The organism is Pseudoxanthomonas beigongshangi, from assembly GCF_016820515.1.
Lineage (GTDB): Bacteria > Pseudomonadota > Gammaproteobacteria > Xanthomonadales > Xanthomonadaceae > Pseudoxanthomonas_A > Pseudoxanthomonas_A beigongshangi.
Window position 1 is genome coordinate 61,529 of sequence record NZ_JADHDV010000019.1, and the last position, 18,574, is coordinate 80,102.

Below are 18,574 nucleotides of genomic sequence, written 5' to 3' on the forward strand. Positions count from 1 at the left end.
TCCCTTGCTGTAGAGCGGAGCCAGCTCCGCTGCTACGCTGGTTCCGATGTCGGGCGCCGGGAGGCGGCATTGGTTTCGAGCTGGATTCTGCTGCTGGTGTCCATCAGCTACGCGGCGCTGCTGTTCGGCGTGGCATGGTGGGGTGATCGTCGCCCGATGTATCCGGATCGGCCGTGGCTGCGTCCGGTGGTGTACAGCCTGGCGCTGGCGGTCTACTGCTCGTCCTGGACCTTCTACGGCGCGGTCGGCAGCGCGGTGCGCAACGGCATCGGCTACCTGCCGATCTACCTGGGTCCGCTGCTGCTGCTGCTGTTCGGCTGGCGGATCATCGAACGGCTGGCACTGATCGCGCGTAGCGAGAACACGGTGTCGATCGCCGACTTCATCTCCTCGCGCTACGGACGCTCGCGCCGGCTGGCCGCGCTGGTGACGGTGATCGCGTTGATCGGCGTCGTTCCCTACCTGGCGCTGCAGTACAAGGCGGTGGCGATGAGCCTGGGCGTGCTGACCGGCCAGCCCGGCGGCAGCGCGCATGGCTTCTTCTCGGATCCCGCGCTGTACGTGGCGTTGCTGATGGCGCTGTTCGCCGCCCTGTTCGGCACCCGCCAGGTCGACGCCACCGAACATCATCACGGCATGATGCTGGCCATCGCGCTGGAGTCGATGGTCAAGCTGGTGGCGATGATCGCGGTCGGCCTGTTCGCCTACCTGTGGCTGCAGGGCCGCTCCATCCCGGTCGCCGAGTCCGCACGCACGCTGTTCGAGAATTCGCCACCGGTCGGATTCGTCACCCAGACCCTGCTCGGGTTCCTCGCGATCGTCTGCCTGCCCCGCCAGTTCCATGTCGCGGTGGTCGAATGCAGCGACGTCGGCGATATCCGTCGGGCGCGCTGGCTGTTCGGCACCTACCTGGTCCTGATCTCGGTGATGGTGGTGCCGATCGCCGCCGCCGGCGTGGCGTCCTTCGGCATCGGCAGCGGCGTGGCCGATGACAGTTTCATCCTGGCGCTGCCGCTGGCAGACGGCAGCAAGGCGCTGGCGTTGATCGCCTACGTCGGCGGTTTCTCCGCCGCCACCGGCATGGTCATCGTCGCCAGCATCGCGCTTGCCACCATGGTCAGCAACGACCTGGTGATGCCGGTGCTGCTGCGGCGCGGCTGGGCGGATCATCACGCCGAAGCCGACGTCGCTTCGCGGGTGCTGTGGATCCGCCGGTTCGCGATCCTGCTGCTGGCGCTCGCCGCCTACATCTATTACCGCAGCAGCGGCAACGACAGCACGCTGGCGTCCTATGGCCTGATGGCGTTCGCGGCGGTCGCCCAGTTCGCGCCGGGCCTGATCGGCGGCCTGTACTGGCGCGGCGCCAGCCGGCGCGGCGTGGAAGTGGGCATGCTGCTGGGCTTCGGCACCTGGATCTACACCCTGCTGCTGCCGACCATGACCCAGGCCGGTGGCTTCGATGCGTCATGGATCGCGACCGGACCGTTCGGCATCGCCTGGCTGCGGCCGCACCAGCTGTTCGGATTGAGCGGCTGGGATCCGCTCACCCACGGCACGTTCTGGTCACTGCTGGTGAACACCGGCGCGATGATGGTGATCTCCGCGCGCTGGCGGCCCGGTGTGGACGATCGCCTGCGCGCGGCGCCGTTCCTGGATCCGTACGCGCAGCGCCCGGCGCTGGTCGCCGGCGAATGGCCCGGCAGCGTGCGGGTGGGCGACCTGCAGACCCTGGCCGAACGGGTGGTCGGCGAGCGCCATGCGCGCCGCGCGTTCCAGGAACAGGCCCAGGCGTTGGGCCGCGAGATGCAGCCCGGCGCATCTGCCGACCGCGCCTGGGTGCAATTCACCGAGCGTCTGCTGGCCGCCTCGATCGGTGCGGCGTCCGCGCGCATTGTCCTGACCAGCGTGCTGCGCGGATCGGGCATGGAACTGGGCGAAGTGGTCGCGGTGCTGGACGAGGCCGGCCAGGAACTGCGCTTCAACCGCGAGATCCTCTCCACCACCCTGGAAAACATCGCCGCCGGCGTCAGCGTGGTCGATCCCGAGATGCGGCTGGTCGCCTGGAACCGGCGCTACCAGCAGATGTTCGGCTACCCCGACGGCATGCTGTACGTCGGCCGGCCGGTCGCCGACCTGATCCGCTACAACGCCGAGCGCGGTGAGCTGGGCGAAGGCGACGTCGACGCGCAGATCGGCAAGCGCATCGCCTACATGCGGGCAGGCTCGCCCCACGTGTTCGAGCGCGTGCGCAGCGATGGCCAGGTGATCGAGATGCGCGGCCAGGCCCTGCCCGGCGGCGGCTACGTCACCAGCTACAACGACATCACCGACTTCAAGCGCGCCGAGTTGGCGCTGCGGGAAGCCAACGAGACCCTGGAGCAGCGCGTCACCGAACGCAGCCGCGCGGCCGAAGCGGCCCAGCAGTCCAAGACCCGCTTCCTCGCCGCCATCAGCCACGACGTATTGCAGCCGCTCAACGCCGCGCGCCTGTTCGCCTCGGCCCTGCGCGACGGCGAACAGGACGGCGAGCAACGGCACCTGGCCGAACGCGTGGATGCCTCGCTGCGCGCCGCCGAAGAGTTGCTCGACGGCCTGCTCGACGTGTCGCGGCTGGACGCGGGCAGCCTGCGGGTGGAGATCAGCGACTTCGACGCCGGCGAACTGCTGCGCGAACTGGCCGCCCAGTACGCGCCGGTGGCCGCCGGCCGCGGGCTGGATCTGCGGGTGCATCCGCGCGGGTTGTCGGTGCGCACCGACCGGCGCCTGCTGCGCCGGGTGCTGCAGAACTTCCTGGCCAACGCCCTGCGCTATACCCGCCAGGGCCGGATCGTGCTGGGCATGCGCATGCTCGATGGCAAGGTGTCGCTGCAGGTCTGGGACACCGGCCCGGGTATTCCGGAAAACCATATGCGGCAGATCTACGACGAGTTCCACCGCTACCAGCAGCCGTTCGACTGGGGCGAGCGCGGACTCGGCCTGGGCCTGTCGATCTGCCAGCGCATCTCGCGCCTGCTCGGGCATCACCTGGACGCGCGCAGCCGGGTCGATCACGGCAGCATGTTCTCGATCGTCGTTCCGCGCGCCACCCGCGCGCCGGCGCGTCCGTCCACGCCGCGGCGTGGACTCGCCGCCGATTCGCTCGCCGGCCTGCGGGTGCTGTGCGTGGACAACGATCGCGAGATCCTCGACGGCATGCGCGCGCTGCTGGGCCGCTGGCAGGTCGAGGTGATCACCGCCACCACGGTCGACGAGGCGCTGGAACGGATGGCCTCGGCGCCGACGGTGGTGCTGGTCGACTACCACCTGCACGATCGGCTGGACGGCCTGGATACGCTGGACGCGCTGCGCGCCGCCAGCGCGGGCCCGATGGCCGGGGCCCTGTTGACCGCCGACGGCCGCGACGAGTTGAAACAGCGCGCCCGCGAACGCGGTTACCGGTTGCTGACCAAACCGGTCAAGCCGGCGTCGCTGCGCGCCTTCCTCGCCGCGCACCACGACGCCCGCCAGCGCCTGGAAGCCTGACTACCGCCGCTGCCCGCGCGCGCCGCCGGTGGTCACCAGCATTCCCCCGGTGTCGCATTCGCGGTCCCGCTGACCGTGCGGACACCCAGCTGGTTGATCGCAAGCGTGCCGCAGCGGGTGTCGGCCCTGGCCTGCGTTCCCTGCGGCACCGCCTGCAATGTGAAGGCACGCGCCGAAACAGCGGACAGGCTGATCTGGTAGTGCCGGGCCAGGCCATCGCCGCACTCCGCGAGGGCGGGAGGCTTGCCCGCCGTATCCAGATAGGAAAGATGCAGGGTATGGAAGCGTTCCAGGCGCTGGGTGCGTTCCTGCAGGCATGCGGCGGCGGCGGCGCGACGGGTATTGACGACGTGATGTTGATAGCTGCCAAAAGCGATGCTTGCCAGGATGGCGATGATGGCCACCACGATCATCAGTTCGAGCAGGCTGAATCCTGCCGCCGGGTACCGGCGTCGATGGAGATCATGTCGGTGGAAAACGTATCGATGCAGGACACGGATGTGGGCGGATCGCATGGGCGTGCCTCCGGGATGCGGTGGACAAGGAGATGGCCCGTCGAGCACGCGCCAGTCGATGCGCCGTCCGCGATGGCGGCGCGATGATGCCCGACCGATGCTAACCAGCCCTGCGCGCTGGAAAAAGGCATTCGCGTTCAAAGTTACGCGAATGACAGGCATGCCTCGCGCGCAGCTGATTCGCTTCCCTCTCCGGGCGGCGAACGCGCGCGATGTCGATCGCTTTCATTTCACCGGAAAGCGATCCTCGGCGGCACGGCCTGGAGCGATGGCGCTACCGGCGAAAACGCAGTCGGGCCACCGTGCCGCGTTCCGGCGCCGAATCGATGTCCAGCTGCCAACCCAGGTGTTCGCACAGGCGCGCGATCAGATCCAGCCCGATGCCGCCGCCGTCGCGTCCTTCCCCGCGCGCCAACTGCGCATAGATGCGGCTGATCTCCTCCGGACTCATGCCGTGTCCGGGATCGGTGATCGTCACGGTGGCATCGGCGTCCAGGCGGATGTCGATCACGCCGCGATCGCTGTTCTCGATGGCGTTGCGCAACAGGTTGCCGATCGCGGCCTGGACAATGGCCACCGGCGCGGTGACCCGGACCGCCGACAGCGGACCCAACTGCAACGCGAGATCCTTGCCGTGGGTGAGATGGCGATGGTCTTCGACGATTTCCGGCAGCAGTTCGTCCAACGCCACCGCATCGCTGACCGCGGCCAGGCGCTCGGGGTCCTTGGCCAGGATCAGCAGCAGCGAGATCAGCTGCTCGATCTGGCGGACGTTGCGCGCGATGCGTTGCATCTGTTCGCGCGCGGCCGGCGGCACGCCTGCCTGATCCGAGGCGAGCCGGGCGGCGCCGCCGATTACCGCGATGGGCGTGCGCAGCTCGTGGCTGGCACTGTTGATGAAGGCCCGCTCGCGCTCGACGAAGCGCTCGCTGCGATCCAGGTAGTCATTGAAGGCATCGGCAATCACCCGCAGTTCGCGGCTGGCGCTGGGTTCAAGCCCGATGCGCTGGCGCCCGCGTTCGGGCCGCAGGCGCGCGATATCGTCGGCCATCACGCCCAGCGGACGGATCGCCCGGCCCAGCCCCCAGGCCAGCAGCAGGCCAAGCAGGATCACCGAGGCGAACATGCCGACCACGATTCCGCTGCTGATGGTCTCCTCCAGTCCCTCGAACTCGGTGATGTCCAGCGCCAGCGCGACCCGGCCACCGGGCAGGTCCTGGATCATCACCACCCGCAGCTTGCCCTCCACCCACAGGTCGTCGTGCAGGCCGGGCGGCAGCGCGCGCAATACTTTGGGCGGCGGCGGCACGTCGTCCCAGCGGTAGAGCGTCATGTCGTCGGTATCGGTCCAGCGATAGCCGGGATCGGCCTGCACGCGATCCTGGTAGTGATGGAGTTCGGCGCGCAGCAGCGAACTCCAGACCATGCGCTCGGCCTCCTCGTTGACGATCAGGCCGCCGATGAAGATGGCGACCGAGAGCAGCGAGACGTAGACCAGCAGCCAGGTGAGGATGCGCCGGCGCAGGCTGTTGTTCCTAGCCGCCATCGCGCTGCTCCTCCGGTGCCGCCAGCCGGTAGCCCACCCGCGGCAAGGTCTGGATCAGCTTCACCGGGAACGGTCCATCGACGCTGCGGCGCAACTCGTACACATGCGAACGCAGCATGTCGCCGTCCGGCGGGCTGTCGCCCCACAGGGCGTATTCCAGGCGATCCCGGGTCACCGCGCCGGGACTGGCCTGCATCAGCACTTCCAGCAGCTTGCGGCAGGCCGGATACAGGTGCAGCGGCTGCCCCGCGCGACTGGCTTCCAGGGTGGACAGGTCCAGTTTCAGATCCGCCACCTGCAGCAGGCGGTTGCGACCGCGCCCGCCACTGCGCGCCAGCACCGCTTCCAGCCGCACCTCCAGTTCGGGCAGTTCGAAGGGCTTGGTCAGGTAGTCGTCGGCGCCGGCGCGGAAGCCCGCGATCTTGTCGGGCAGTTCGTCGCGCGCGGTGAGCATGATGACCGGCGCGTCGCCGGCATGCGTTTCGCGCAGGCGTCGCAGCACCTCGCGACCATCCATCCGCGGCAGCATCCAGTCCAGGATGATCGCGTCGTAGGCCTGGGTGGTGGCCAGGTGCAGGCCGGTCACCCCGTCCGGCGCGGCATCCAGGGCATGGCCGCGCGCTTCGAAGTAGTCGAACAGGTTCGCCACCAGGCTCCGGTTGTCTTCGATCACGAGCAGCCGCATCGGGGTTTCCGTCCTCGTCGTTGACCGGCACGGGCATCCCGGCGGGTCGCCACGCTGCACCTCCCGGTGTCGGAATCCGGTCGGAACGGGACGATTCTCCCATGCACTGGGAGACACGGGTAAAGCGGTCGCGCAATGGCAACGGCGGCTGAAGCGTGCCCTGCGCCGCCTGCCGCGTTAACGACGCGCGAACGGGGTTCCGACGACTCTCCGACAGCGGCGTCACCAGCATGGCCTTCATACCGGCGCAGGGGCCGGAATGAACGTATCCGATGTCCTTTGCCGCACCACAGCCCTCCATGCCGCTTGGCGAGATCCGTCCGCCGCCGGCCTTCGATCGCGACTTCCTCGTCCACCACGCCGGCTGGCCGCTGGCGGTGTTCGCGCTGGCAACGGTGATCCTGATCCCGCTGCGCGGCGATCTGTGGCTGGCGGATCGGCTGTACGCCTGGGAAGGCCATCGCTGGTCGCTGCAGCAGGGTTTCGTCACCCAGCACCTGATCCATGTGATGGGCAAGCGGTTGAGTACCTTGGGCTGGTACGGCGTGGCACTGCTGCTGATCGCCAGTGGTTCCTTCCCGCGCCTGAAGGCATGGCGACGGCCGCTGCTCTTCCTGCTGCTGGCCACCGCGTTGTCGACCGCAGCGGTCGGCACGCTGAAGCTGTGGACGGACATGGACTGCCCGTGGGATCTGGCCCGCTATGGCGGCAGCCGGCCGTTCGTCGACCTGTTCAGCGCGCGGCCGGCGCGGTTGCCAACGGCGTCGTGCTTTCCCGCCGGCCACGCCAGCGCCGGTTATGCGTGGGTGGCGCTGTACTTCTTTTTCCTGGCCACCGCGCCGCGCCTGCGCTGGCTGGGTCTGGGCGTCGGCCTGGCGGCCGGGCTGCTGTTCGGCTTCGCCCAGCAGCTGCGCGGCGCCCATTTCCTCTCGCACGACCTGTGGACCCTGGCCATCTGCTGGACGATCGCGCTGCTGCTGCATGCCTGCCTGCTGGTGCCGGCACGGTCCCCGGCGGCGCGGCGCGTCATGCCAGCGCCGCCGGCTCCCGGCCTGTTGTCGCGGAGCGAGCCATGAACGCCAGTCCGCTGGAAGCCGGTCTGCGCCGCAATGTCCGCTCCGACGCGCCAGCGTGGCTGCGCCAGCGTCCGGTGGTCGCCAGCGAAACCCTGTTGCTGGCGGTGAGCCTCTACTTCACCCTCTTCAGCAATGGCCAGTTCTGGCGCAACGTGATCGTCGCGCCGGCGGTGCAGTGGAAGTTCGCCGCGGCGCTGTTCGTGATCATCACCGCCGTGCACGCGCTGTTGCTCGGACTGGTCGTGCATCGCCGCTATGCGCGTCCGCTGCTGGCCGGGCTGATCCTGGTCACCGCCATCGCCACCTACTACATGGGCAGCTATGGCGTGTACCTGGATTCGGACATGCTGCGCAACATCCTGCATACCGATCGCAAGGAGTCCAGCGAACTGCTGAGCTGGCGCCTGCTGATGCCGATCCTGTTCGCCAGCCTGCCGATCGCCCTGCTGTGGCGGGTGCGGCTGCGCGAACGGCCGTGGCGGCGCGCGCTGATCGTGCGCGGCGGATTCCTGGCGGCGCTGCTGGTGGCCTTCGCGGGCGCGGCGATGCTGACGTACCAGGACCTGTCCTCGCTGATTCGCAATCGCCGCGAGGTGCGTTATCTGGTGACGCCGGCGAACTATCTGGTCTCGTTGGCGCGGGTGCTGACGGCCGCGCCGCCGGGAAGCCGTACCGCCAGGACGCCGATCGGCCAGGACGCCCGCCAGTTGCCGCAGACGGCCGGCCGCAAGCCGCGGCTGCTGGTGCTGGTGGTGGGCGAAACCGCGCGCGCGCAGAACTGGGGATTGAACGGCTATTCGCGCCAGACCACGCCGGAACTGTCGCGCATGGGCGTGATCAACTTCCCCGCCGTCACCGCCTGCGGCAGCAGCACCGAAGTTTCCCTGCCCTGCATGTTTTCACCCTACGGTCGGCACGACTACGACCAGAAGAAGATCCGCGATCACCAATCGCTGCTGCATGTGCTGGAGTACGCCGGCATCCGCACCCTGTGGCGCGACAACCAGTCCGGCTGCAAGGGCGTCTGCCAGGGACTGCCGATGCAGGCGCTGGATGATGCGAAGGATCCCGACCTGTGCAACGGCAAACGCTGCCTGGACGAGATCCTGCTGCGTGGCCTGGACGCCGCCGTACCCCCCGGTGGCGGCGATCGCGTGGTGGTGCTGCACCCATTGGGCAACCATGGCCCCAACTACTTCGAGCGGTATCCCTCCGCGTTCCGCCGCTACACGCCGGTGTGCGAATCGGTCGATCTGGGCGAATGCGATCGCCCATCCATCGTCAACGCCTACGACAATGCACTGGGCTACACCGATCATGTGCTTGCGAAGCTGATCGGCCAGCTGGGCCGCAATCCCCGCTACGACACCGCCATGATCTACGTATCCGATCATGGCGAATCGCTGGGCGAGAAAGGCCTCTACCTGCATGGCGTGCCCTATGCGATTGCCCCGGAAGAACAGACCCGGGTGCCGATGGTGATGTGGTTCTCGCCGGGTTTCGCGGCCGGCAGCGGCCTGGACATCGCCTGCCTGCGCCGGGAATCCACGCAACCGGCCAGCCACGACAACCTGTTTCCGTCCGTGCTGGGCCTGCTGGACGTGCGCACCGGCGTATACGACCGCGATCGGGATCTCTTCGCCGCCTGCCGCCCGTAGAGCGGAGCTTGCTCCGCTGCGCCCGAACGTTCCGCATCAAGACAGCCCATCCGATCGCCGGTCCGTTGTCGCCGGTCGTCAATCCTCTTCCGGCGGCGGCACCACGCCGTCCGGATCCACCGCGAGACGACCGGCCATCAGCACCGCCTGAGTGCGGTTGGTGACGCCGAGCTTGCGCAGGATCGCGGTGACGTGCGCCTTGATGGTGGCTTCGGACACGCCCAGGTCGTAGGCGATCTGCTTGTTGAGCCGGCCCACGCCCAGCATCTGCAATACCCGGAACTGCTGCGGGGTGAGGTCGCGCAGGCGCTGTGCGATCTCGTGTTCGTCACGGCTGATGGCCGGCGCGTTCATCGCTTCGACCGGCGCCCAGCGCTCACCGTCCAGCACCGTGCCGATGGCCTCGCCAATGGTGTCCGAATCGGCGGACTTGGGAATGAAGCCCAGCGCGCCATGATCCAGCGCGCGCCGCATGACGGTCGGCTCCTCGCGCGCGGACACGATCACCACCGGCAGCTGCGGATGCAGCGCGCGCACATGCACCAGCGCGCTGAACCCTTGCGCGCCGGGCATGTTCAAGTCCATCAGCAGCAAATCCGCATCCGGGTGCGCGTCCACCAGCGCATACAGCGCGTCCACGCTGTCGGCCTCGTGCAGGCGCACGCCCGGCAGCACCCGCTGCACCGCCGCGCGCAGCGCTTCGCGGAACAGCGGATGGTCGTCGGCGATCAGCAGGGTGGTCATGGGGTTCTCCCGGGGTGGAGCAAATCCCCCCTGCCCCCCTTTTTCAAAGGGGGGATTCCTTCGGTGGTAGTGCTGCGAGGTTGCCGTGTGCGTAATCCGGTGCAGTTTGTTGGTGGCAGCGGACTTTCCTTACGCGGAATCGAGCCTTTCCCCTCTTTGGAAAAGGGGGGCAGGGGGGATTCACTCTCAGGATGCGTCCCTACCACCGCTACCTCAAACCCCATGCGCGCCGGCTGCGCCGCGACATGACCGACGCCGAGCAGCGGCTGTGGTTCCACCTGCGCAGGAAACAGCTCGATGGCGTGCAGTTCTACCGGCAGAAGCCGCTTGGGCGATATGTCGTCGATTTCTATGGCCCTGCCGCGGATCTGGTGATCGAGTTGGATGGTAGCCAGCATTTCACCGCCGACGGCCTGGCAGGGGATCGACGCCGTGATGCATTCCTGGCGGGCCAGGGGCTGCGCGTCCTCCGGTTCGATGATCGGCAAGCGCTGCTGGAAACGACCGCCGTGCTGGAAGTGATCCTGCGGGTGATCCGCGAACGCTGAGGGAAAATCCCCCCTGCCCCCCTTTTTCAAAGGGGGGATTCCTTCGGAAAAACCGCGATGTGGGCCAGGGAGACGCGGGGCGCCTCCGACTCCCGGCATTACCCGGCTTCCAGGAGTGCCTTCGATGCTGGCAGCCCGCCGGAACGCCGACCGCAAGTACTCCCCCCTTTGAAAAAGGGGGGCTGGGGGGGATTTGCGGACCCCCGCCATGCTCACTTCACCTTCCGTTCCGCGACCAGCGAATCGACCACGCCCGGATCGGCCAGGGTCGAGGTGTCGCCCAGCTGGTCCGGCGCGTTCTCGGCGATCTTGCGCAGGATGCGGCGCATGATCTTGCCGGAGCGCGTCTTCGGCAGGCCTGGCGCCCACTGCAGGTGGTCCGGCGCGGCGATGGGGCCGATTTCCTTGCGCACCCACAGCACCAGTTCCTTCTGCAGTTCCTCGCTGGGCACCTCGCCGGCCTTCAGGGTCACGTAGGCATAGATGCCCTGGCCCTTGATGTCGTGCGGAAAGCCGACCACCGCCGCCTCGGCGACCTTCGGATGCAGCACCAGCGCGCTTTCCACCTCGGCGGTGCCGATGCGGTGGCCGCTGACGTTGATCACGTCGTCGACGCGGCCGGTGATCCAGTAGTAACCGTCGGCGTCGCGGCGGCAGCCGTCGCCGGTGAAGTAGGTGCCCGGATAGGTGCGGAAATAGGTGTCGATGAAGCGCTGGTGGTCGCCGTAGACCGTGCGCATCTGGCCCGGCCAGGAATCCAGCAGGACCAGGTTGCCCTCGGTGGCGCCGTCGAGGATTTCACCGTTGGCGTCCACCAGCGCCGGGCGCACGCCGAAGAACGGCAGCGTGGCCGAACCCGGCTTCTGGTCGATCGCGCCGGCCAGCGGGCTGATCATGATGCCGCCGGTCTCGGTCTGCCACCAGGTGTCCACGATCGGGCAGCGGCCGTCGCCGACCACGTCGTAGTACCAGCGCCAGGCTTCCGGGTTGATCGGCTCGCCGACGCTGCCGAGCAGGCGCAGCGAGCTGCGCGAGGTCTTCTTCACCGGCGCCTCGCCCTCGCGCATCAGCGCGCGGATCGCGGTGGGCGCGGTGTAGAAGATGGTGACCTGGTGCTTGTCGATGACTTCCCAGAAGCGCGACACGCTCGGGTAGTTGGGCACGCCCTCGAACATCACCGAGGTGGCGCCGTTGGCCAGCGGCCCGTAGACGATGTAGCTGTGGCCGGTCACCCAGCCCACGTCGGCGGTGCACCAGTAGATGTCATCCTCGCGCAGATCGAACACCGCCTCGTGGGTGTAGGCCGCGTACAGCAGGTAGCCACCGGTGGTGTGCAGCACGCCCTTGGGCTTGCCGGTCGAACCGGAGGTGTAGAGGATGAACAGCGGGTCCTCGGCGTTCATCCGCTCGGGCTCGCACTCGGCCGGCTGCTCGTCGACCACCGCGTCGAACCAGCGGTCGCGCGGCATCTGCATGTCCACCGCGCCGCCGGTGTGGCGCACCACCAGCACGGTCTCGACCGAATTGGTGCCGGGCAGCTTGAGCGCGGCGTCCACGTTTGCCTTCAACGGCACCTTCTTGCCACCGCGCAGGCCCTCGTCGGCGGTGATGATCAGCTTGCTGCCGCAGTCGGCCACGCGGTCGGCGATGGAATTGGGGGCGAAGCCGCCGAACACCACCGAGTGGATCGCGCCGATGCGCGCGCAGGCCAGCATCGCCACCGCCGCGTCCGGAATCATCGGCAGGTAGATGGTGACGCGGTCGCCCTTCTTCACCCCCAGCGCGCGCAGCGCGTTGGCCAGCTTGCAGGTGCGCTCGTACAGTTCGCGGTAGGTGACCCGCAGCGACGGCTGGTCCGGGCTGTCCGGCTCGAACAGCAGCGCGGTCTTGTCGCCGCGGGCGGCGAGCTGGCGATCCAGGCAGTTGACGCTGGCGTTGAGCTCACCATCCTCGAACCAGCGGATGTGGAAGTCATCCAGCTGGTAGCTGACGTCCTTGATCCGGGTCGGCTTCTTGAACCAGTCCAGGCGCTCGGCGACCTGTCCCCAGAATTTTTCAGGATGGTCGATGGAAGCCTGGTAGTCGCGCTGGTAGGCGGCGCGGTCGATGCGCGCCTTGGCGGCGAAGTCCGGCTTGATGGGGTAGATGTCGCTCATGGGGGCCCTCCCGGGGACAGCGGAACGAAAAGTCTGAGGATGCGATTCTGACAAGAATGCCCATCACACCGCGAGCGCCGGCAACGCTCCGCGGGAGGGGCGACGCGCCGAGTTTGCCGCATCCGGCCATGCGGCATCGCAGCAACCCTGTTAGACCTTGGTCGTAATTCCAGCCGCGCACCCGCATGCCCACCCGCGCGTGGAAGCCGTTTTGAAGGGGTTTTGGCGGCCGGCGCGCGTCATTCGACCAATGGCGAATAGGCGCGGCGGAGGCAACGGCGCAAGTCTGCCCGGCACGTGCCGAGCACGGCATGCGTCCAAACCGGGAGGGGTTATGACCACACGTTTCGCAACGATGGCCAGGCGGCCGCTGGCCGCCGCGCTGTTCGTCGCCTGCATCGCGCCGGGCCTGGCGTTCGCCCAGACGGCGAAGGAAAAGGCGCTGGAGGCCCGCGTGGCCGAACTGGAGCGGCAGGTGCAACTGCTGCTGTCGGCGCAGCAGCAACAGCAGACCCAGATCAGCAGCACCCAGGAACAGGTGACCCAGGTCCAGGCCGCGCAGGCGGCCAAGCCGGCGCTGCCGGCCGGCAAGCAGCCGATCCAGGGCACCACCATCATGACCGCCGCCAATCCGGGCACCACGTTCTCCTACGGCGGCTTCATCAAGATGGACGCGATGGTGACCGACACCAGCGACGGCCGCATCGCCGATGGTTCCTCCGGCCGCCTGTTCTACGTGCCCAGCACGATCCCGGTGGCGGGCGCGAACGCCGATGGCGGCGATCCCTACGCCGACTTCCATGCCCAGTTCTCGCGCTTCTGGCTCAGCGCCGACCACGTCACCGACAACGGCGACAAGTTCAAGGGTTTCATCGAGGCCGACTTCTTCGGCGGCGGCAGCAACGCGCTGGCCGGCAACGAAACCGCCACCAACACCTATGCCGTCACCCTGCGCCACGCCTACGTGACCTGGAACAACTGGCTGGCCGGCCAGACCTGGTCCAACTTCATGGACGCCGGCGCGCTGCCGGACGCGGTCGATTTCGTCGGCCCGACCGACGGCACCATCTTCGTGCGCCAGGCGCAGTTGCGCTACACCAAGGGCCCGTGGTCGTTCTCGATCGAGAACCCGCAGACCACCGTCACGCCCTACCTGACCGGCGCGCGCTTCAACAGCGGAGACAATGCCGCGCCCGACTTCACCGCGCGCTGGCTGACCAAGGGCGACTGGGGCCACTTCACCGTGGCCGCGCTGCTGCGCCAGTTCAAGGTGGCCGACGAGACCGACACCGGCGCCGCGCTCAGCGTCTCGGGCAAGTTCAACCTGGGCAAGAACGACGACATCCGCTACGCCGTCAACGCCGGCCAGGGCATCGGCCGCTACCTGGCCTTCGGCGTCGGCAGCGACGTGGTCACCGAGGCCGACGGCGACATCAGCGCGCTGGACGGCTACGGCGGCTTCGTGGCCTGGCGCCACGTGTTCAGCCCGAAGGTCCGCACCAACCTGATGTACTCGGCCTCGCATTTCGACAACGACGTGTCGCTCACCGGCTGGGGCGTCACCGAGCGCACCCAGTCGATGCACGCCAACGTCATCTACTCGCCGTTTCCGAAACTGGACATCGGCGCGGAACTCATCTTCGGCCAGCGTTCACTCGAGGATGACCGCGAGGGCGACCTGAAGCGCCTGCACACCCACGTCAAATACTCGTTCTGAGGGGAGAGGAATGAACGCAACCACGCTCAAGCATTCGCCGTCCGGCGAACTCAGCCAAGGCCACAAGAAGGTCATCTTCGCATCCAGCCTGGGTACCGTCTTCGAGTGGTACGACTTCTATCTGTACGGTTCACTGGCGGCGATCATCGCCAAGCAGTTCTTCAGCGGCGTCAACGAGACCACCGGCTTCATCTTCGCGCTGCTGGCCTTCGCCGCCGGCTTCGCGGTGCGTCCGTTCGGCGCGGCGTTCTTCGGCAGCCTGGGCGACCGCATCGGGCGCAAGTACACGTTCCTGGTCACCATCGTGATCATGGGCCTGTCCACCTTCATCGTCGGCATCCTGCCCACCTACGCCAGCATCGGCGTGGCCGCCCCGATCATCCTGATCGGCCTGCGCCTGTTGCAGGGCCTGGCACTGGGCGGCGAGTACGGCGGCGCGGCGACCTACGTGGCCGAGCACGCCCCCAACGGCAAGCGCGGCCTGTACACCAGCTTCATCCAGACCACCGCCACGCTGGGCCTGTTCCTGTCGCTGCTGGTGATCCTCAGCTGCCGCCTGTCGCTGGGCACCGAGGCGTTCGAAGCCTGGGGCTGGCGCATTCCGTTCCTGGTCTCGATCGTGCTGCTGGGCGTGTCGGTGTGGATCCGCATGCAGTTGAGCGAATCGCCGTTGTTCCAGCAGATGAAGTCCGAGGGCAAGGGCTCCAAGACCCCGTTCCGCGACAGCCTGAAGGGCGGCAACCTCAAGCTGATGCTGCTGGTGCTGCTGGGCGCGACCGCCGGCCAGGCGGTGGTGTGGTACGGCGGCCAGTTCTACTCGCTGTTCTTCCTGACCCAGGCGCTCAAGGTCGACGGCACCACCGCCAACCTGCTGATCGCCGGCGCACTGGCCCTGGCCACGCCGTTCTTCATCTTCTTCGGCTGGCTGTCCGACCGCATCGGCCGCAAGAAGATCATCCTGGCCGGCTGCCTGCTGGCGGCGATCACCTACTTCCCGATCTTCAAGGGCCTGACCCACTTCGCCAACCCGGGCATCGAGGAAGCCCGCGCGAGCTCGCCGGCGGTGGTGGTGGCGGACCCGGCCACCTGCAGCTTCCAGTTCGATCCGGCCGGCGTGCGCAAGTTCACCAGTTCCTGCGACGTCGCCACCGCGGCGCTGACCAAGGCGGGCGTGCCGTACACCGTGCAGGCGGCCGCTCCCGGCTCGCTGGCCCGCGTCGAGGTCGGCGGCAATCAAGTCGAGTCGTACGAAGCGGCCGGGCTGTCCAAGGATGACGCCAAGGCCAAGGGCACCGACCTGGGCGCCCGCCTGAAGACCGCGCTGACCTCGGCCGGCTATCCGGAGAAGGCGGACCCGGCACGCATCAACATCCCGATGACGCTGTTCCTGCTGTGGGTGCTGGTGATCTACGTGACCATGGTCTACGGCCCGATCGCGGCCTACCTGGTGGAGCTGTTCCCCACCCGCATCCGCTACACCTCGATGTCGCTGCCGTACCACATCGGCAACGGCTGGTTCGGCGGCTTCCTGCCGGCCATCTCGTTCGCCCTGGTCGCCGGCACCGGCAACATGTACTACGGCCTGTGGTATCCGATCGGCGTGGCGGTGCTGACCCTGATCGTCGGCATCCTGTTCCTGCGCGAAACCAAGGACGTGGACATCACCCAGTAAGCGCGCTCCCTCCGCGCCGGCCGGACGCATTCCGGCCAACCCGACGCCGGCCCTCGTGGCCGGCGTTTTTTTGTGCGCGCGGCGGCATGCGCTTTTAGGAATCCTCCGATTTCGCAAGCGGTGGCGCCTTCCTATCCTGCCCGGACTCTCCCCAGAACCTTCGTTCGCCCGGCCATCGGTCAGGCGACCCGGCCTTTCCCGCGATCGAGGCATCCCATGGCCATCCACGGAAACCTGAGCGACTTCTCGCTGCGCGACATCCTGACCGTGGTTGTCGGCAAGCACGGCGTGCTCACCGTGGATCAACGGGATGGCCAGGTGCTCCGCCTGGACATCGCCGGCACCAGCATCACCCGGATGACCGTGGAACGCCCCATCGACTCGCGCAGCGAAGGACAAGCGCTGCTGCGCATGTTCGCGCAGGGGAACGGCGAGTTCCGTTTCGAGCCGCTGGCCACGGTGGAGGCGAAGCGTTCGTTCCTGCGGATGGACGAACTGCTGGAAGGCCGCGGCGCGGTGCCACTGGACGAACGCGACCTGCCGCATCCCAAGACGATGTTCCTGGTGATCAAGGGTCGCCAGGTGGAACTGCCGCCGGATCTGGCCGAGTTCCTCGGCGCGGCCGTGCCGTTGCTCACCGAGGGCGCCAGCGCCGAACGGATCTCGCGGCAACTGGGATTCCCGCTCGAAGGCACGCGCCGCAACCTGCAACGCCTGCGTCAGGTCAAGAAAGTCTGGCCGATGCAGGCATACGTGGATCGGCTCGATCCGGAACAACGCAAGCAGCGCCAGTCCCTGGGCCAGCGCATCGCCAGCTTCTTCACCCGATGACCCCACTCAAGATCGTTATCTCCGGCCCCGTCGGCGCCGGCAAGACCACCTTCATCCGTTCCGTGTCCCAGACCGAAGTGGTCAGCACGGAGGAAGTCAGCACCGAGCGGATCGGCAAGACGCACACGACGGTCGCACTGGACTTCGGCCAGATCGCACTGGGCGACTACGTGCTGCACCTGTTCGGCACGCCCGGGCAGTCGCGCTTCGACTACATGTGGGACGTCCTCAGCGAAGGCGCGCTGGGCCTGATCGTGCTGGTGCCCTGCGACGCGCCCAACGAATTCCCGCAGGCGCGGCGGATCCTGGAGTTCGTGATCAGCCGCCAGCCGGTGGAATTCATCATCGGGCTGACCCGGACCGATCTGGCGGCCGACGGCTGGACCGCCGCCGAGGTCGCCGCCTACTTCGGTGTTCCCGAACAGCAGGTGCTTGCGCTCAATCCCCGCGACGCCGCGCACGCCCGCCATGCCATCCACCAGCTGCTGCAACGCGTCTGATCGCCTGCACGCGGCCTTCTTCCCTGTTTTCACGAGGACACATCATGAGCAAGCAAGAACAGATGCAAGCCACGCTGGACGCCCTGACACGCGCCATTCCGGGCATGAAGGGCAGCTTCCTTTGCACCTTCGACGGCATGCCCGTCTGCCAGTCGATTACCGATCCCGGCGTCGATTCGGCGCGGGTCGCGGCGATGGCCGCCACCGCCCTGGGCGTGGGCCGGCGCATCACCGAAACCCTGTCCACCGGAACGCTGCGCGGCATCAAGCTGGTGGCTGCGGAGGGCCGCATCTTCATCTACATGGTCGGCAGCAAGGCCTGCCTGGCGCTGGTGGCGCCGTCGGACACCAATGTCGGTCTGATCGAACTGGAAGTGGCCGACGTGATCACCCAGTTGACCGCCATCCTGTAAGGAGCAGACGCCATGAATCACGAACGCAAGAGCTGGACGGTCAAGGACGAAGCCATCGTCCGCGAGCTGCGCGAATTGCTCACCCTGTCGGCGGAGGAATGCGCGTTGCTGAAGGCACTGGAGCCGATGGCCCGCGAAGCGGCCCCGACCCTGGTCGCCGAGTTCTACGAGCGCCTGCTGTCGCACGAGCCGACCCGGGAATTCATCGGCGACAAGGAACGCCTAGCCACCACCCTGGCCAACTGGTTCGTGGAGGTGTTCTGCGGTGAGTACGACGACGCCTACGCACTCAAGCGGCTGGGCATCGGCAACGTGCACGTGCGCATCGGACTGCCGGTCCGCTATCCGCTGGCGATGATGGACCTGATCGCCCGCCACGGCGAACGCATCGCATCGGCCAAGGGCGAGGCGGCGATCCAGGCGTTCCGCAAGGTCCTGGCCATCGACGTGGCGACCTTCAACCAGGCCTACGAGAACAACCAGCTGCACCATCTGGCCGAGCTGACCGGCAGCGAACGCCTGGCTCGCCGGCTGTTGTCCGGCGGCTGACGCCGCCGCGTTTCATCGATCGGGCCGCGGCCTATTGCGGGGGAGCAGCGAGCTCCCGCGCATCCAGATAACCGTCGCCGCTGCGATCCTGTTTGCGGAAGGTGGCCGCCAATCGCTCGCGATGGGTTGCGCGGGTGATGGCGGTCCCCTTGCCGCCCGGCAGCTCGTCGCCGGACAGCACGCCATCGCGATTGCGGTCACGCGCATCGAAGGCGTAGCTCATCCAGTCCAGGAACTCGGCCTGGCTGACCCGACCGTCGCCATCGGTATCCATGCGCTGCAGATAGTCCTTGGTGCCGTTGACCTGCCCCACCGCGAGCAGCGGCAGGGCCGATATCAGCAATGCGAGCACTAGACGCGTCATCCCCGCATTGTAGGACTGGATTTGGCGTGTGCGCTCGTCCACGCACCCCGCGCAAATCCCCCGTCGCCTCCGGCGCCC

General features: G+C 67.7%; 16 protein-coding genes. 10 read left to right on the forward strand and 6 right to left on the reverse strand.

The features are described from left to right. The first annotated feature begins 69 nt into the window (after window positions 1-69). A complete protein-coding gene (locus IQ458_RS14345; RefSeq protein WP_203323239.1) occupies window positions 70-3,522 on the forward strand; it encodes a hybrid sensor histidine kinase/response regulator in 3,453 nt (1,150 codons plus the stop codon). A 32-nt stretch (window positions 3,523-3,554) separates the two neighbouring features. On the opposite strand, the gene IQ458_RS14350 is transcribed toward IQ458_RS14345, so the two are convergent. From IQ458_RS14350 to IQ458_RS14360, 3 genes are all read right to left on the reverse strand, one after another. Further along, entirely contained in the window at window positions 3,555-4,037 is a 483-nt protein-coding gene (locus IQ458_RS14350) for a type IV pilin protein (RefSeq protein ID WP_183639671.1), read from the reverse strand. 274 nt (window positions 4,038-4,311) lie between these two features. Then, window positions 4,312-5,583: a sensor histidine kinase gene (locus tag IQ458_RS14355; RefSeq protein WP_203323240.1), complete on the reverse strand. Its 1,272-nt coding sequence runs from the start codon at window positions 5,581-5,583 to the stop codon at window positions 4,312-4,314. Then, window positions 5,573-6,268 carry a response regulator transcription factor gene (locus IQ458_RS14360; RefSeq protein WP_183639673.1) on the reverse strand — a complete coding sequence of 232 codons (696 nt, stop codon included), beginning with the start codon at window positions 6,266-6,268 and terminating at the stop codon, window positions 5,573-5,575. The genes IQ458_RS14355 and IQ458_RS14360 overlap by 11 nt, the downstream gene beginning before the upstream one ends. Window positions 6,269-6,540: 272 nt before the next feature. On the opposite strand from IQ458_RS14360, the gene IQ458_RS14365 reads away from it, so the two are divergent. Both IQ458_RS14365 and IQ458_RS14370 read left to right on the forward strand, forming a co-directional pair. Next, window positions 6,541-7,344 carry a phosphatase PAP2 family protein gene (locus tag IQ458_RS14365; protein ID WP_235996859.1) on the forward strand — a complete coding sequence of 268 codons (804 nt, stop codon included), beginning with the start codon at window positions 6,541-6,543 and terminating at the stop codon, window positions 7,342-7,344. After that, window positions 7,341-9,002, forward strand: coding sequence for a phosphoethanolamine transferase (locus tag IQ458_RS14370; RefSeq protein ID WP_203323241.1), 1,662 nt, complete (start codon window positions 7,341-7,343; stop codon window positions 9,000-9,002). Before IQ458_RS14365 ends, IQ458_RS14370 begins: the two co-directional genes overlap by 4 nt. A gap of 78 nt (window positions 9,003-9,080) precedes the next feature. Here IQ458_RS14370 and IQ458_RS14375 read toward each other — a convergent pair whose 3' ends face one another. Further along, on the reverse strand, window positions 9,081-9,746 hold the full coding sequence (locus tag IQ458_RS14375) for a response regulator transcription factor (protein ID WP_183639675.1): 666 nt from the start codon (window positions 9,744-9,746) through the stop codon (window positions 9,081-9,083). A 191-nt stretch (window positions 9,747-9,937) separates the two neighbouring features. Here IQ458_RS14375 and IQ458_RS14380 point away from each other — a divergent pair, with 191 nt between their 5' ends. Next, complete coding sequence (locus IQ458_RS14380) at window positions 9,938-10,294, forward strand: endonuclease domain-containing protein (protein WP_203323242.1); 357 nt, start codon at window positions 9,938-9,940, stop codon at window positions 10,292-10,294. Between the two features lie 212 nt (window positions 10,295-10,506). Here IQ458_RS14380 and acs read toward each other — a convergent pair whose 3' ends face one another. Continuing rightward, on the reverse strand, window positions 10,507-12,450 hold the full coding sequence (acs, locus tag IQ458_RS14385; RefSeq protein WP_192198323.1) for an acetate--CoA ligase: 1,944 nt from the start codon (window positions 12,448-12,450) through the stop codon (window positions 10,507-10,509). A 334-nt stretch (window positions 12,451-12,784) separates the two neighbouring features. On the opposite strand from acs, the gene IQ458_RS14390 reads away from it, so the two are divergent. The 6 genes from IQ458_RS14390 (at window position 12,785) to IQ458_RS14415 (ending at window position 18,132) form a co-directional block, all read left to right on the forward strand. Then, the gene (locus IQ458_RS14390) at window positions 12,785-14,167 is read left to right on the forward strand and encodes a DcaP family trimeric outer membrane transporter (RefSeq protein WP_183639678.1); all 1,383 of its coding nucleotides are present in this window, start codon (window positions 12,785-12,787) and stop codon (window positions 14,165-14,167) included. A 10-nt stretch (window positions 14,168-14,177) separates the two neighbouring features. Next, complete coding sequence (locus IQ458_RS14395) at window positions 14,178-15,839, forward strand: MFS transporter (protein ID WP_183639679.1); 1,662 nt, start codon at window positions 14,178-14,180, stop codon at window positions 15,837-15,839. A gap of 216 nt (window positions 15,840-16,055) precedes the next feature. Continuing rightward, window positions 16,056-16,670: a DUF4388 domain-containing protein gene (locus IQ458_RS14400; protein WP_203323243.1), complete on the forward strand. Its 615-nt coding sequence runs from the start codon at window positions 16,056-16,058 to the stop codon at window positions 16,668-16,670. After that, window positions 16,667-17,170, forward strand: coding sequence for a GTP-binding protein (locus IQ458_RS14405; RefSeq protein WP_192198318.1), 504 nt, complete (start codon window positions 16,667-16,669; stop codon window positions 17,168-17,170). The genes IQ458_RS14400 and IQ458_RS14405 overlap by 4 nt, the downstream gene beginning before the upstream one ends. Before the next feature lie 44 nt (window positions 17,171-17,214). Next, window positions 17,215-17,583, forward strand: a complete 369-nt coding sequence (locus IQ458_RS14410; protein WP_183639685.1) for a roadblock/LC7 domain-containing protein — start codon at window positions 17,215-17,217, stop codon at window positions 17,581-17,583. A 12-nt stretch (window positions 17,584-17,595) separates the two neighbouring features. After that, entirely contained in the window at window positions 17,596-18,132 is a 537-nt protein-coding gene (locus IQ458_RS14415; RefSeq protein ID WP_183639687.1) for a protoglobin domain-containing protein, read from the forward strand. 31 nt (window positions 18,133-18,163) lie between these two features. Here IQ458_RS14415 and IQ458_RS14420 read toward each other — a convergent pair whose 3' ends face one another. Further along, window positions 18,164-18,496, reverse strand: coding sequence for an EF-hand domain-containing protein (locus IQ458_RS14420; protein ID WP_203323244.1), 333 nt, complete (start codon window positions 18,494-18,496; stop codon window positions 18,164-18,166). Between the last annotated feature and the right edge of the window lie 78 nt (window positions 18,497-18,574).